This window comes from Paenibacillus violae (genome assembly GCF_032461945.1).
GTDB lineage: Bacteria > Bacillota > Bacilli > Paenibacillales > NBRC-103111 > Paenibacillus_E > Paenibacillus_E violae.
In genome coordinates this window covers 829,558-843,536 of record NZ_JAWCUD010000001.1, presented here as the reverse complement: position 1 = coordinate 843,536, position 13,979 = coordinate 829,558, and the positions used below count along the sequence as shown (strand labels likewise).

Here is a 13,979-nt window from a genome sequence, read left to right as displayed (position 1 = left end):
GTTTAGGACGGTGTTAATTACTCTCGATCTTGAAGCCAACTAGCTCACCTCCCCATACTTTTCCATAAAATGTCTATAGAATATCTTTTCCCGGAAGGTAAGATTAATCAGCGATTTCGCCGAATGACCGCGAAGCATCCAAAAACCTATTAGTTCTAAGTCGCTGTCATTCTCTACTACTTTTTTACCTCGTCGACCGTTTCCTTAAGTCCTGCACGGTCTAATAGGTAAGTGCCGAGCTCTAACCGGTCGGTTACATCGAGAATAGAGGCAACAACGTCAATAGGGTCTTTAATATCGAGTTGCTCATGTAGAGCCGGGTCTCTTAACTCCTTAACGCTGTTGTAGATAAGATAGTCGTAGGCGCTTACCAGGCTGTCGATGTTAGAGGCATCGAGCTTTGAAACTGTCGCCATAACTACATCATCCGGCGCACCCTGGACAGTCACACACCCGCCGGATGCCAGCTCATATAGTTCCTCAGCGTTTTGCTTTTCGTCTTTCTTGGTTTTCTTCGCAATCAATTCGTCAAGCGTCATCGCTTTTTTATCTTTCATCTTATAGCCCTCCCAGGGAAGGAAAGGAGCCGCAGCTCCTAACCTTTAGATTTGGTCAATATAGTTGTAATCGACGGCCTTAAACGGCAATGCTTCGGTAAGCAGCTTTTTATTTTCGAAGTTTAGGCCAAACTCTGAAAACGTCAAGCCTAATAGCTCGATGCGCTCAGACGCGCCGGTTGCCGGGTTTTTGATGGATGCAATAACTTTAATATCCGGCATGATACCGGTCTTAAATCCATTGCCGATCAATCTAGCCCCTCGCGACATGGTTTTATTGAGCGTGATAGTACCGTCAATTGCAAAGCCCATATAGCGGTTATATGTTCCGTAGTCTCCTACAAAACTAGCTTCTTCGAAGGTCCCTGTAACTTTAGCCTCAAAGCTCGCCAAGTCGGTAAGGAGCTCACCGTTTACATACACGCTTCCATCTGTACCGGATAGTAACTTGTTTTGTTTTTGGTAATCGGGCACTCAGGCCACCTCCTTATTGAAGTGCTACGGAAAACTTAAAGTTCTCCATTGCATCTAGAATTTTAATATCAGCATTCAAGAACACGCTTCGCTTAAAGCTGTTGTTTTTAACCTGGGAATCTGTCCAGATAGCCGCCTCGGTCTTACCGATGGATAGCCAGGCGTTTCTCTGAGCCTCGATGTCTACGCCTGCCTGGTTATCAAAAGAATCATCTAGGATATCGGCAATTACCAGGTCATTAAAATAAGAGTTAATAGCGGAAATGAGCAGCACCTGGTTATCATACTTATTTTTGTACTTAGCCAAATAGCTGTCTTTAAAAGTCGCCTGGATATCCGTCTTAATCATGTCCATAGACTCGGTAATAAGGATAGAGCTCATATCCTCCGTTTTATCGCCGGTGAAGGTCGTCAAGCTGTTAACCGCCGTCGATAGTCTAACCGTGCCTTCGTCATTGAAGAGGAATAGCTTACCGGCTGCAACCGCCGAGTCATTATTGGATTGGTCCGTAACTGAAAGCAATTCCGGAAAGGCCTTATAGGTCGCTGATTGCGCTAACGTGACCTCGATGCCGGATAGCAAACCGAGCAATCGCGGAATAAATACGTCACCTGTAGCCGTGCGGCCGTCCGCGTAAACAATGTTAGACGTTGCAAAGTTAACTACATGCTGACTGTCTGGTGCGGTGACATTAAAGACGATAGCCTTTTTAGTTTCGCCTGCTGCCTCGCGTCCTTTAATGAATGTTGAAAGGTCAGTTTGGTCGCCGTTGTCGCCTCCTACTAGCCCAATCCAGTTATATTTAGTTATACCGAGCGCTGCAATCGCATCGTTAACAACTGTGGCGCTATCAGTATCCACGCGAACTACAATAAGTTTGGAAGGCACACCGGCAAGAGCGTCTTTAATGTTAGCCACGTTGCCAGCCGTAAATAGTGTAGGGTCTAGGTCTGTGATGCTGGTTAGCGTCAGAATATCAAAAGAATCGTCGGTGTCATCTAGGACAATTAGGACCGCGATGCCTTGAGCCGATCTCGCTACGGCACTAGCAGCTAATTGTTTGAAAATGACTTCAATCTTAGGCATTGTATTAGCCAATAGTTTCATCCCCTTCAAGGTTAAGTATTAATTCTTCCATGTCCTCGGTATTGTCGTCAGCCTCGTCTTTGTCCTCAATGTAATGAATCTCAAAGCCGGTTTGCATAACGCCGTCTACCTTGGTCGTCTCGAGCTCATAAATCCAGGCCTTAAAAGAGCCATCCGGTACTAAATCAATAGTGCCGTCTAAAGCGTCCTCTATGCGCTGCTGAATATCGAGCATTTCAATCTGATAGTCATATTGACTCGTAGGGAAAAAGTAAATAATTACTTGGAGCGTTCGCTCTGTTGCCCATGTGAAAACAGGAGCCCTATTAGCCTCGTCAAAATCAACGTAAAAGCTCGGACGCTCGAAGCCTTCCCTAACGTCTGTTGAATTGATTGGAATCTCAGGGATAGCCGTAGAGAGCCTAGTATTGATTGCTTTTGCAATATCTTTAAGCGTTAACATTAGATTCTCCCCTCCCTGAGCAGCTTATCTATAAAGGCCTCAGTATCATTTACATATTCTTCCTCAAAGTCGTTAGAGGCTTTTTCAAATACCTTTAAGCCTGGTTGGAATCCGTGCTCCGTGCCGTCCGGGCCTACAATCCTGTGTCCGTCCTCGATCAAATGAGCATGAGGCGACTTAGAGTAGACGCGCACACTTGGCACGCCGTCGTAATCGTACACCTTACCGCGCTTTATGCTCTTGTAATAGTTGCCCGTTTTCTTTTTAACTGAGCTCTTAGCCCTGGCGAGTGTTATCTTCCTTAGCTTCGTGCCTTCTTCCCTTAAAAACTTTTTGCTTTCCCTGGGAAGCCTTTCAGCGGCCACGCTTACTAAATGCCTAACAAACTCGTCTAACTCCCGCATATCTCCATTACTCACGCTTTCACTTCCCGGCAATGTAGAATCAACTTATCCTGGCGGTAATACATATCATCTACATAGTCAATTTCAAAGCGATGGCCCCTAAACATAATCCAGTTATTGGCCGTAATGTCTTTCCGGTATCTCACCGTTATGCGTTGTGTGGTCGTATTCTTATTGGTGTCTACGCCAGCCCGCTCAGAAGTCCCACCGGCTACATTTTCAATCTGAGCCCATAGGCTACGAATCTTACCGGGCTTATTGGAATTTGCTCCAATCTCATTTTTAACCGTTGTATTGCCCCAAAGGTCTACACGCTTATCTAGCTTTCCTACTTCAAGCATGTTAATCACTCCATTCGATTGTCATCAAAATAGGCGTTAACATGTGCGGGATTTCTTGCAGCGGCCTAGTAGAATTAAGCACAACATTTCGGTTTTCATGCCAGTGAGTAGCGAGCATAAAGATGGCCAGTTTGTGTAAGTCGTTTGTTTCGTCTACCTCTTTGCCTGTAGCGGCTTTTATCTGAATCTTAGCAGCGCCTATGAGGCCTTGGAGGAGACCAATAGTCTCCTCGTCGTTATCCTCTAGGTCAATCCTAAGATAAGGCTTAAGCTCGTCTAATAGCATTAAACAACCGCAAGGTTACCAGCAATGTAGATTTTGTCAGACGCGTCTAGCTTCATAACGTCAAGGTACGTGATGACACGCGCTACAGTCGTGTTAGACGTAAACCCGGCATGAGCGGACGTAGCAAACATATATTGGCCGTTGTCAACCATTTTGACAGCCGCATCAAGGTTACCGTAGAAAATAGGAGCCTTTTTAGTAGTTGTGCCGGTAGTCGGTAGCATTGCGTTAGAGTAAACTTCCACACGTGCACCCTTAAAGCGTTTAACCGTTGGGTTGGTTGGGTCCGGCTGCAATACTGGACGGCCTTGGTTGTCAAGAGCTCCGTCAAGAACGTCAAATCCATCTTGGTTAGTTACGATAACAAGGTTATATTTAACACCCTCGTCAATGTCTACGTTGATAGACTTAGAAAGAGCTTTCCAGTCCGCAATGTCTTTTTGTGTCTTACCGGCTTGCAAAGCTGTAATTGACATTTTATTCTCAGTAACAACCGCTTTACGTGCGAATACGTCCGCCACGTAATTAATCAAGTCATTGTCTGTCATGCTCAAAAGAGTGTTAGACAGAGAGATAAATCCGCCTTTTTCTTTCAGGGAGAAAGAAACATTTGTAAACTTAATATCTGTCATTTCCGCTACAGGCGTACCGTCTGTGAAGTCAACAAGCTCCGTTACTGTCTCGAAGTTTTCAACTGGCAAAGAGCCTGTCATTGTGCTTACTGGCAAGTATCCGAGCACATCACGCAAAGAGCGGTATTGACGAATTTTCTTTTGGATGATTGTTCGAATGTCTTGCGGGAGCAATAACCCTACGCCGTCCGTGCCTGGAGTCGGCAGGCCTACCGGTACTAGCAAAGCGTTTTCCGCTGCTGTTAGGCCTTTGCCCATACCCTGTTTAATAGCTGCACGTAGGAAATTTGCATTCTCCTTAGCTGCTTGCGGGTCAACTGCTACCGGAGCCGGAGTTGGAGCGCCTGGAGCTTTTGCCTGGATAGCTTCAAGCTCCTCAGCGTCTAAAATCTCCTGCATGGCAATAGCCTCTTTTTGGCTCTTAACCTCTTCCATTTTGGCTTTAGCCTCGTCAACCTTGCCGTCTGTCAAAAACCCTTGTGCTTCAACTTTCAGCTTTTCTAACTTTGCTTTCATAGCGTCAATAAGTTTCATTTGTTTAGCACCTCGTAAGTTAATTTTGTTTTAAATGGTTAATAGCTCATATTGGAGCCGCAAGGCTTCGAGCTCTTTGCTATTATCCGGCTCTCTGGCCGTTAGGGCTTTAGGCGCTTTGGCGTATTTAGATAGATCGCTGATAGATGCTGCATACCGCACTTCATCGCTTACCGTCACATTGAAATACTTTGCGGCCTCTTTGCCGTCTAACCAGGTCTCGGCCTCTAGCATGGTCTTAATGTCCTCGGTAGTCGTCCCATAAGCCAATTTTGACTGATAGACTGAGAGCATACCGGTCTCAATTCGGTCCAGGTCATCGGCCATTTTACGGAAATCGGAGGCATTGCCTTGCAAAATGTTCCACGGCTTGTGAATCATTAGGAAAGCATTAGACGGAATATTAATCACGTCACCGGCCATCGCAATAATCGAAGCGATAGAGCCCGCCACGCCGTCCACGTACACCGTTTTATGTGCTTGATGCCGCTTAAGCATGTTATACATTGCCAACCCGGCAAACACTGAGCCGCCAGCGCTGTTAATATAGATATTGAGCTTACTAGCGTTCTTTGCTTCGTCTAAGGCTTGTAGCACGTCCTCCGGCGCTTTGTCCGTATCATCCCATTTCGACCACTCAGAGCCGACAATATCACCATAAAAATGAATGTCCGCCGAATCTCCAACCTGGTTTTTAACTTGAAGGTACTTTAACACTTGTTTCACCCCCTTCCGGTAAGTTATAAGCCGCTCCGGCTTGCTCTAACGGGATGACCGCACCATTTACAATCAGCTTCTCTCCGCCTGGGAGGCCTTTTTTACCTTCTAAGCCCCTTATTTCGTTCGGCGTGTCAATGCCGCTACGTACGCCAATTTCATAAGCCTGATAGCGTGTTAAGATATCAGCTCTGAGCAATGAATCTAGGTCATACTTCAAGTAATATCCCGCTTCAATGTCATCCTGGGTTATGAGCTTCCAAGTTGACTCGCTTTCATCTTGAACGAGCTCATGCTGTAGCGTGTCGGTGAGCCAATTCCTGTTTTGACTCTCAATATTGTTGTAAGTTGAGCGCCCCAGGTCATTAAGCTGGTGCATTTTCACGCCGAACGCGTTAGCAATGTGCCGGATTGTTAGCCCTTGGAGCTCGAAAAACTGAGAATCTACGAGTTTCGGGTTAAATTCCTTAATCTCATAGCCTAAGCCAACCGGGATAATACGCCCGGCATTCTTGATACCGGCCACAACTTTCTCCCAGGTTGTCCGCATTTTCTCGATTTCCTGGGTATCCTTAGAGCCTGTATACTGTAAGATTGCCCGACCCTGTACGCCGTTTTTCCAGTAGTTATTGATAAATTTGGAGCTATATTGCTCGTTTTCTATCGTTTCCGCTAAATATCGCTTAACCGGTGTGCCAACAATGCCGTCCTTTGTATGATTCTTAAGGTGTACAATCTGATCATGTCGGAAAGTGTAAGGTTTACCGTTCTTATCCGTGTAGAAGTACCAAACGGCTCCGTTTTTATCGATTGTCCCTGCATCATCTACATAGACGGTCATCCGGGTACTATCCAAGAGATACAAACCGGCTACCTGGCCCCGCTTCATGTGCGCGTAGACGTAAGCATTGCCGTATTCTAACTTCATGAACTCCCGAGCATACAGAAAGTCAACAATAGACATGTAAGGGTTAGGCCGGTATTTTAGCAGCGCTGATAAATAATGCTTTCTGTCTTGCTCGCTGCCGCCGTCCTCGTCTAGCTTCATGACTCTAAGCGGGAGAGTTGATATGGCTTTGCATCGAATGTCCATACAGGCAAAGTATGTAGCGCTGTTTAGCTTGTCGGCGCTAATGTCTCCTGTCGCCAGCCCGAGAGATTGGAGAAAGGTTTGTACGTCTTGGAAGGTAAAGCCGTCTGTTACTGGAACGCCTGCCGCCTTTGGCTGCAAGAATTTAGGCAATTTCATATTTGTTATCACCCCCTTGTCTACACGTAGTCGGCATACATTTCGTCAATTTCCTCGCCGGTCATAACCCAATTCTCTTTAAGGAGCAAAGCGTGTTTATGCGCGTCAATGATCGCGTCTACCGGGTCAATTCGCTTCGTGCTCTTACGTTTCTCCAGCTTGCACTCTCCGAAGCTATTAAACTCTAGCTTGGAGCTCAGAGCCGACCATGTTAGGAGCTCGTTTTTCTTGTTGTAGTGCATTGTGCCTTCTTCAACAGAAAGTTTGAAATCACATACGGCCTCATTTAGTGACTTGGCGGACTGTGTAACTTCTACAACGTCACACCCGAACAGGTCCAGCTCGTTAAGAATCCGGTTAATATTGTGAGCGTCATAGCAAATCATACGAAAACGAATATCGTATTTAGCTTTAACGTCCCTCAGATATTGGAGAATAGCCTCGAAGTCCGTCTTATAGCCTGCCGTTAAGGTGATTAAGCCGTCATTAGCCCATTTGTTATAAGGCACATCGTCGCCTTGCATCTTTGCGGCTAAATGCTCTTTAGCCATAAAGGATTGGCTCTCTAGGAAGAAATGCCCCGGCTTGTCGAGCGGAAACTCCAGGCCAACCGAACATAAATCACCTACGCCACCCCCGGAAAGGTCAATGCCTACGTAACATTCACGGCCTCGCATATCTTCAAGACTCATGTTAGAGGCTGCCTTTTTCCACTTGGCCGGGTTAACAAACTGAGTGTCACCGGCTACACACCAAATGTTAAAAACTTTGGTTAGGAAGGTTGAAAGCTCTTTGCCGCCTACCGCTCGGGCCTTGTGGGCATCCGGGATAATGTTCTCTTTCATGCCTGGTATGTCATCGATGAGTGGCATACACTTAATCCAGTTGTCCGGGTTCCAAATATCGTCGTCCGGGTCCATTTGAGCAATGTATATGAATAGCTGCTCATTGCTTTCCGGCTGCTCTAAGACTTTTAGGCAATACTCATAGAAGGAATAGCACGGTGCGGTGAAGTCCTCTCCGGCTGTCGTGATGATACTTAACAGGCATTCCGGCAAGGTCCTTTGACCGTATAGCAGCGCTAAATAAATTTCGTCTGTAGCGTGCTGGTGGTATTCGTCTAAGATGCCTAGAAAGCTCCTAAAGCCGTCTAACTTGTCATCCCTGGAGAGCGCTGTTACTGTGCTCTTGGTGAGCAAAGCCTGGATAGTGGATTTATAATCCTGGATTTTAAAAGTTTCGGATAACTCCGGGTCCGCCTCGATGAACTTAACCATTTCGTTATAAACGATCTTAGATTGCTTTAACTTAGTGGCTGCTATGTTTATCTGAGCATACCGATAACCGGCAAAATTAGAGGAGTATACCCCTAGTAGCCCGTTAAGGACCGACTTCCCTTGTTGCCTGGAGACTTGTACATAAGATTGCCTAAAGCGCCTATAGCCGGTTTCTCTATGCACCCAACCGAATAGCGAACCAAGAATGAACTTTTGGAAGGCTGAGAGCTTCAAGTTTTTAGGCTTGCCGGTCCCCTCGGCTATGAGCAGCTTACCGGCGAATTTTAAGATCCGGTCTGCCTTCTTCTCGTCGAAGATATACGGAAAGCTATTTGTTGCTAAGACGTTATAAGCCTCAGCTCGCTTTAAGTCGTTTAGATGCCGTTCGCATGTGAGTATTACTGACCGTCCCGCCTTGATCTTACCGGTCACTATGTCATGCGCGTATTGCGTTACGCTATGCATCCTCGTCCCCGAACTCGTCAAACTTGTTGGCTGGCTTCGGCGGGTCTTTGCCGTTAGGTGTTGCCGATAGTTTAAGGCGAGCGCCTACCGTAAAGCCTAACTTATCGCCATACTTCCGGGTTTCCTCGGAGAGCTTAAGCTGCAAAGTTATAAGAGGGTTATGTATCTTTACATTTCCGTAAGCAGTAGGCTTATCAACTAAAAGCGGCTGTCCTTTGAGCTCCTTTGTAACTTGCCGGTATTTAGCCATTGACTCCGCGTATTGGGCGAGCGTGGTCACGTCCAGGTTAGCCAATAGCTCAATCTTTTTAAGCTCCTTAGCTGCCGCATGAAAGATATTGCGAGCTATCCGGTCTGTGAGCCAATCCGGGCAAACAACCATCCCAGCGTCCGCCTTTACGGCTGCTTCTTCTCTCCGGCGCTTATTTATTTCCGCTTTGGTTAAGTGCTTCTTACCATCGGCAATGAGCACATCAATAGGCTTTTTAGGTCGTACCACGCTTTCACCTCATTTCGTTCATAGGGTCTATAAATCCGCCAGGCATAAAGGGACATTTCACTACAAAAAAGGCCGGATGCGATGAGGCTAATAGGCTAAAAACATTTTAGCCCCTCCCCCTAGCCTTTAAGATCGATGAAACATAGAGCATACATATAGATAAGTAGCCCTATCAGCTTGTCGATCATGGGTGATGTACTAGAGCGCCTCTAAGGCGCTTACCGCACCCGCAACGTAAACATTCGGATGACCTAACTTTGACGCTTACCGACTTTGAGACTCGCCTGTTCTTTGTGTACTTATGTCCTAACAGTAGACACTTAACCATATAACCTCTTATCCTCTCCTGTTTTAACGTTATGATGTGCCTTGCATAGATACTGTAAATTGTTTTCAGTAAGTCTAAGCTCCCAGGCCTCAGAGATAGGAATAATATGGTCAACAATGTAACCAGCTCTTAGCCTACCGTTATCCTTACACCTGGCACATAGGCCAAAGCACTTACTAATAACCACGGCTCTAAGCCTTCTCCAATCTTTGCTCTCATAGAAAGCCTGGGCTACCTTATCTCGTCGTTTGTCGCTATAGTCTTTATGCCTTGCTTTATTATCAATTGGATGCTTAGCGCACCGATAAGTGTTCGGCGCTATGAGCTCACCGCACCCAGCTTTACTACATAGTTTTTTAATCATGTTTAGCTCCTTCTAACAAAAAAGCCCTTCCTTGCGGAAAGGCCTTATTGTTATCAACTAGGAGTTGGAAAAGGACAACAAAGGATACGAGAGGAGAACAATACCAATATATCTTAAAAGTAAGCTAGAAAAGTTGCATCTTAGTTGCATAAATATAAAAGCCCTTGTATATGCAAGGGCTTTTTTTCCTCAATATTCATTCGGCTAAAATGCCGAACATTTATCAGCTCTTTGCTTAAATAACAAGGTCTTCTCGCCCAAGTCACTTACTACTGTAATACCAAACGCACGTTCCGGATTACAGTATTAGGGAAATTTTGGTATACTGCTAGGGCAGTACACATAATTTATTGCTTGGCTCTTTATCCTTTTCTGCCAAGAGATTTCTATTACATAAGGCACTCGCAAGGTGTGTGCCGACGTGTGCTCGGGCTTATAAACCCCTGCAGTACATAGAAAAGGAGATGAGAAATATGAAACTCAAATTTCGTGAATTTGAGCTAACCATCAACCAGCCAGTGATGATCGCAGCGATTACTGCGTTCATTCCAGTGCTCGCCGCCATCATGGGCATTGATGTCCCTCTACTTAAATAGGGGGATTTCTCTTTTCTTATGTTCCTAAATTTTCAATTTTCATTAAACAAACTTAAAAAGACTGGTGTTCCAATAGACTAAACTACTAACCAGTTGGTATAATATTCCTATTAAAACTTCGGGAGGCACTATGACCCAGAAACAAAAACTTAAAGTCGGCTTGGTTATGCCAATTGCATCAATTGATGGGCTTGACCCGAGTCATTGGCAAGAAGTAAAAAAGATAATCGTTGATGCATTAGATGAGAATGGGTCTTATGATTTTGAGACGAAAATCGTTAGTGAGAGTGAAAGTGTAGGACTAATTCATAAGAGGATTGTTCAAGGATTGTACACTTCTGATATTGTAATTTGTGATGTAAGCTGCAAAAATCCAAATGTAATGTTTGAACTCGGAATGAGGCTTGGTTTTGACAAGCCTACAATTATTATTAAAGATGACAAAACAAATTACACCTTTGATGCTGGGGTTATCGAGCATCTTGAGTACCCTCGCGACCTTCGTTTTAGCAAGATCCTTGAATTCAAATCACATTTAGCAAATAAAGTGCTAGCGACCTATAGGGATTCTCAAGAAGACTCAAACCATTCGCCGTTTTTAAAAAGTTACGGTGAGTTTCAATCTGTAAGGATTGAGCAAACAGAAGTAAGTGCTTCAGAAATGACGCTGAGTATACTGGCTGAAATACAAAACGATATCTCAGTTCTAAAAACAAGAACAAACAAGCAACAAACTGAAAGAAAATTGCCACAAATGAATTTATTGGAAGTCGCCGTTATGGATTCGTTGGATAAATATATTCGGGACAACTCCATTTTTGACATAAATAAATTATCTATTTTTGATTTCGATTTATTCTGTAGAAGTCGAAATGAAAGTGTTGTTAATATGTATCCTGAATCAGATATATCAGCTGCCATATTTAGAGCTGTGGAATTAAAAAAGCGTACTAAAAACGCTTAATCATTCTTGTAAAGCCCCTTAATCGTGAGATAGGGGCTTTCTCCCTTCCATGCATGTTCTTAATTATTCAATAAATTCCGCAGCAATCCCCACCTTCACAATACGCGAGCTATGATACAATTAATAAAATGACATATGGTTTTTCATGTCGCTAGGTTTCATCGTCTCCCCAACCTTTCTGCGATAGCGGCCACAATGTCATTCCGCCATCTAATGACTGTCACTCTATTAGCATTACACTTCATAGCGATGCCGTCCCAGGTGAGCACTTGCGGACGCATCCAGTAGCGCAAATGCATCATAGCTTTTTTATCATCCGGCAATAGGCTAACCGTGTGCTCAATAGCAGCCGTAACGCGCTCCATCTCGATTAGTACGGCATTGCTTGCAAGGGCCGTCGCTTTCGACTCTCCGGCCTGCAGCGCCTGGCGGTATTCGCTGATATACTTAACCGTCGAATGATAATCCCGGATTTCATCTTCGATGTGCTTAAACGTGCTTTGACGTATTGTCATTTCTTCAGCTCCTCCTCGATTATCTGAATCATCCTCTCGTAGCCTAAACGCCTATTTTCCTGAATGACTTCCCTAAAATCCTGTTCGCTAATAGCCTGTAAATCAACCGTTATCTCCGAAATATTGTCATACACTTTAACTATGCGTTCAAAAGAGGCCATAACTTTCTCACGAACTTTAGGGGGGATGCACTCCTCTAAGGCTTCTTCGTATTGTGCTTTGCAGCGGTACCAGGCATTAGAGTGCATCATGTTCATTTTTTTCACAAACTGTTCACCGGTCATACGCTTAACGGCTTGGTGTAACCGTCTAAAATCATCCTGGATGCTCATAGTATGTCAACCTTTCTTGTACTTATCTATTCTCGCCTTGACCGCAGCCATAAGCGCATTTTGCCCGGTAGCCTTCCGATCTAGCGCCTCTATAACTTGCTCGTCCATTGTTCCCTCAGCTACTAGGTGATGAATAATGACATTATCCTTTTGCCCTTGCCGGTATAGCCTGGCGTTAGCTTGCTCGTATAGCTCCAGGCTCCAATTAAGCCCGAACCAAACGACAATGCAACCGCCGTCCTGCAAGTTTAAGCCGTGTCCAGCCGAAGCGGGATGACACCCCATAAGCGGGATATTGCCCTTATTCCATTCCGCTATGTCATCATTAGTCTTTAGCTCTTTGATCTTAAAGCGCTTAGCTATTCGCTTAATGTCATGCTTGAAGCTGTAGAACAATAGGACCGGCTTGCCGTTAGCCGACTCGATAACGTCCTCTAGCTTATCTAGCTTAGCCTCATGAATAACGTGCGCTATCTTGTCCTCGTCGTATATCGCACCGTTAGCCATTTGGAGGAGCTTATTACTTAACACCGCTGAGCCGTTCGCTATAATCGTGGTGTCCGCATCGACTAAAGGTAACAATAAATCTCTTTCGAGCTGGTCATACTTGGCCCGGCTCTCTTTGTCCAGGACTACCGGAATATAGTTCATGAGCTTTTCAGGCATTTCTAAATGGTCCTCAGCCTTCATTGAAACGCATATATCACTGATAGCCTCATAAATTTTGGATTCTGTCTCCCGCTTTTGCTTCCAGCTATGTACAACGTGGCCCTGTTTAGCTGCTGCATAAAAATACCGATCTCTATAGCCGCCTAATGTCGAGCCTAAGCGCTCGCCGGAATCTAACAAATAGAGTTGAGCCCATAAGTCCATCAAACTATTGGGGGCTGGCGTTCCAGTTAGCCCTACAATCCTCTTAATGAAAGGCCGTATACGCCTTAGAGCTCGCCACCGCTGGGAGTCGCTATTCTTGAAGCTTGATAACTCGTCAATAACAACCATATCAAACGGCCATTTCTTACCGGTCTGTGCTACCAGCCAAGGCACGTTCTCACGGTTAATAATATAAATGTCCGCATCGGCTTTGAGAGCGTCCAGGCGCTTCTTCTGAGTGCCTAAAATCTTTGAGATTCTTAGGTGCTGGGTGTGCTGCCATTTAGAGCTCTCCCGGCTCCAAGTATCCTCGGCTACCCGCTTAGGTGCTATGATAAGAACCTTATCTATATCGAAGCTGTCATACTTTAAATTGTTGATAGCTGTTAGCGTGATAACTGTCTTACCTAATCCCATATCAAGAAAAAGTCCTGCAATCGGTGAATCCTCTACTCGGTTAATTGCATACTCTTGATAGCTATGAGGCTTATAAGCTAAGCTCATTTATTAACGCCTCTATTCCTTCGTTCGAATTTATCACATAGACTTTATGTCTAAGTTTTTCAAATTGCTGTATTCTATATTTCTGAATTTCGGATATCTTACCGGTAGGTGATTTCATTTCCACAAATACCGCTTGCCCTCCAGGTAATAAAATTAATCTGTCCGGCACGCCTGCCGTCCCTGGCGACTCGAATTTTAAGCATAGAGCTCCACGTTTTTCGATTTCTGTTTTTAGTCTTTTTTCGAGTGTTCGCTCTCTCAATTTCTTACCTCCAAAATAGCCGTGGACAGTAAGGACAGTAAAAACACGTTTTTTCACAAACTTTCTAAAAAGGCGTTTAGCCTATTTTTTATGGGCTAATATAGGCTAAATGCTATTTATAAAAGTTTTTCACTTTTTTACTGTCCTTACTGTCCATAAACCCGTTAGCCCTTACGGCGAGAGGGATTTCAGCGGACAGTAAGCATTTTTTTTACTGTCCAGTTACTGTCCAAATGGATTTTACTGTCCACGGCTT

General features: G+C 44.8%; 19 protein-coding genes. 2 read left to right on the top strand and 17 right to left on the bottom strand.

All coding sequences use genetic code 11. From position 1 onward, the window contains the following. Positions 1-176: 176 nt before the first annotated feature. The 13 genes from RQP52_RS03630 to RQP52_RS36405 all read right to left on the bottom strand — a co-directional run bounded on the left by RQP52_RS03630 (position 177) and on the right by RQP52_RS36405 (position 9,677). Entirely contained in the window at positions 177-557 is a 381-nt protein-coding gene (locus RQP52_RS03630) for a hypothetical protein (protein ID WP_315949535.1), read from the bottom strand. Between the two features lie 45 nt (positions 558-602). Further along, positions 603-1,031 (bottom strand): phage tail tube protein, encoded by a 429-nt coding sequence (locus tag RQP52_RS03625; protein ID WP_315949534.1) that lies wholly within the window; start codon positions 1,029-1,031, stop codon positions 603-605. A 13-nt stretch (positions 1,032-1,044) separates the two neighbouring features. Beyond that, positions 1,045-2,118, bottom strand: coding sequence for a phage tail sheath C-terminal domain-containing protein (locus RQP52_RS03620; RefSeq protein ID WP_315949533.1), 1,074 nt, complete (start codon positions 2,116-2,118; stop codon positions 1,045-1,047). Between the two features lie 4 nt (positions 2,119-2,122). Then, the gene (locus RQP52_RS03615) at positions 2,123-2,581 is read right to left on the bottom strand and encodes a phage tail terminator family protein (RefSeq protein WP_315949532.1); all 459 of its coding nucleotides are present in this window, start codon (positions 2,579-2,581) and stop codon (positions 2,123-2,125) included. Then, positions 2,581-3,000 carry an HK97 gp10 family phage protein gene (locus RQP52_RS03610; RefSeq protein ID WP_315949529.1) on the bottom strand — a complete coding sequence of 140 codons (420 nt, stop codon included), beginning with the start codon at positions 2,998-3,000 and terminating at the stop codon, positions 2,581-2,583. The genes RQP52_RS03615 and RQP52_RS03610 overlap by 1 nt, the downstream gene beginning before the upstream one ends. After that, positions 2,997-3,326 carry a phage head closure protein gene (locus tag RQP52_RS03605; protein ID WP_315949527.1) on the bottom strand — a complete coding sequence of 110 codons (330 nt, stop codon included), beginning with the start codon at positions 3,324-3,326 and terminating at the stop codon, positions 2,997-2,999. Before RQP52_RS03605 ends, RQP52_RS03610 begins: the two co-directional genes overlap by 4 nt. Before the next feature lies 1 nt (position 3,327). After that, entirely contained in the window at positions 3,328-3,612 is a 285-nt protein-coding gene (locus RQP52_RS36410; RefSeq protein ID WP_379174046.1) for a head-tail connector protein, read from the bottom strand. Further along, entirely contained in the window at positions 3,612-4,778 is a 1,167-nt protein-coding gene (locus tag RQP52_RS03600; RefSeq protein WP_315949525.1) for a phage major capsid protein, read from the bottom strand. The genes RQP52_RS36410 and RQP52_RS03600 overlap by 1 nt, the downstream gene beginning before the upstream one ends. Before the next feature lie 30 nt (positions 4,779-4,808). Further along, the gene (locus RQP52_RS03595) at positions 4,809-5,504 is read right to left on the bottom strand and encodes a head maturation protease, ClpP-related (RefSeq protein ID WP_379174044.1); all 696 of its coding nucleotides are present in this window, start codon (positions 5,502-5,504) and stop codon (positions 4,809-4,811) included. Further along, entirely contained in the window at positions 5,473-6,744 is a 1,272-nt protein-coding gene (locus tag RQP52_RS03590; RefSeq protein ID WP_315949523.1) for a phage portal protein, read from the bottom strand. The genes RQP52_RS03595 and RQP52_RS03590 overlap by 32 nt, the downstream gene beginning before the upstream one ends. A 20-nt stretch (positions 6,745-6,764) precedes the next feature. Beyond that, positions 6,765-8,453, bottom strand: coding sequence for a terminase large subunit (locus RQP52_RS03585; protein ID WP_315949522.1), 1,689 nt, complete (start codon positions 8,451-8,453; stop codon positions 6,765-6,767). Positions 8,454-8,478: 25 nt separating this feature from the next. After that, entirely contained in the window at positions 8,479-8,985 is a 507-nt protein-coding gene (locus RQP52_RS03580) for a phage terminase small subunit P27 family (RefSeq protein ID WP_315949520.1), read from the bottom strand. A 320-nt stretch (positions 8,986-9,305) separates the two neighbouring features. Further along, positions 9,306-9,677: an HNH endonuclease gene (locus RQP52_RS36405; RefSeq protein WP_379174038.1), complete on the bottom strand. Its 372-nt coding sequence runs from the start codon at positions 9,675-9,677 to the stop codon at positions 9,306-9,308. Positions 9,678-10,150: 473 nt separating this feature from the next. Between RQP52_RS36405 and RQP52_RS03575 the strand changes: the two genes are divergently transcribed. Both RQP52_RS03575 and RQP52_RS03570 read left to right on the top strand, forming a co-directional pair. Further along, positions 10,151-10,273, top strand: a complete 123-nt coding sequence (locus RQP52_RS03575; RefSeq protein WP_315949518.1) for a hypothetical protein — start codon at positions 10,151-10,153, stop codon at positions 10,271-10,273. Positions 10,274-10,403: 130 nt separating this feature from the next. Further along, positions 10,404-11,237, top strand: coding sequence for a hypothetical protein (locus RQP52_RS03570; RefSeq protein WP_315949517.1), 834 nt, complete (start codon positions 10,404-10,406; stop codon positions 11,235-11,237). Positions 11,238-11,395: 158 nt separating this feature from the next. Here RQP52_RS03570 and RQP52_RS03565 read toward each other — a convergent pair whose 3' ends face one another. From RQP52_RS03565 to RQP52_RS03550, 4 genes are read right to left on the bottom strand one after another with little or no spacing between them, the layout of a single operon-like run. After that, positions 11,396-11,752 carry a transcriptional regulator gene (locus RQP52_RS03565; RefSeq protein WP_315949515.1) on the bottom strand — a complete coding sequence of 119 codons (357 nt, stop codon included), beginning with the start codon at positions 11,750-11,752 and terminating at the stop codon, positions 11,396-11,398. Then, positions 11,749-12,084 carry a hypothetical protein gene (locus RQP52_RS03560; protein ID WP_315949513.1) on the bottom strand — a complete coding sequence of 112 codons (336 nt, stop codon included), beginning with the start codon at positions 12,082-12,084 and terminating at the stop codon, positions 11,749-11,751. Before RQP52_RS03560 ends, RQP52_RS03565 begins: the two co-directional genes overlap by 4 nt. Positions 12,085-12,090: 6 nt before the next feature. Further along, the gene (locus RQP52_RS03555) at positions 12,091-13,461 is read right to left on the bottom strand and encodes a DEAD/DEAH box helicase (RefSeq protein WP_315949511.1); all 1,371 of its coding nucleotides are present in this window, start codon (positions 13,459-13,461) and stop codon (positions 12,091-12,093) included. Beyond that, a complete protein-coding gene (locus tag RQP52_RS03550; protein ID WP_315949509.1) occupies positions 13,445-13,723 on the bottom strand; it encodes a VRR-NUC domain-containing protein in 279 nt (92 codons plus the stop codon). Before RQP52_RS03550 ends, RQP52_RS03555 begins: the two co-directional genes overlap by 17 nt. Between the last annotated feature and the right edge of the window lie 256 nt (positions 13,724-13,979).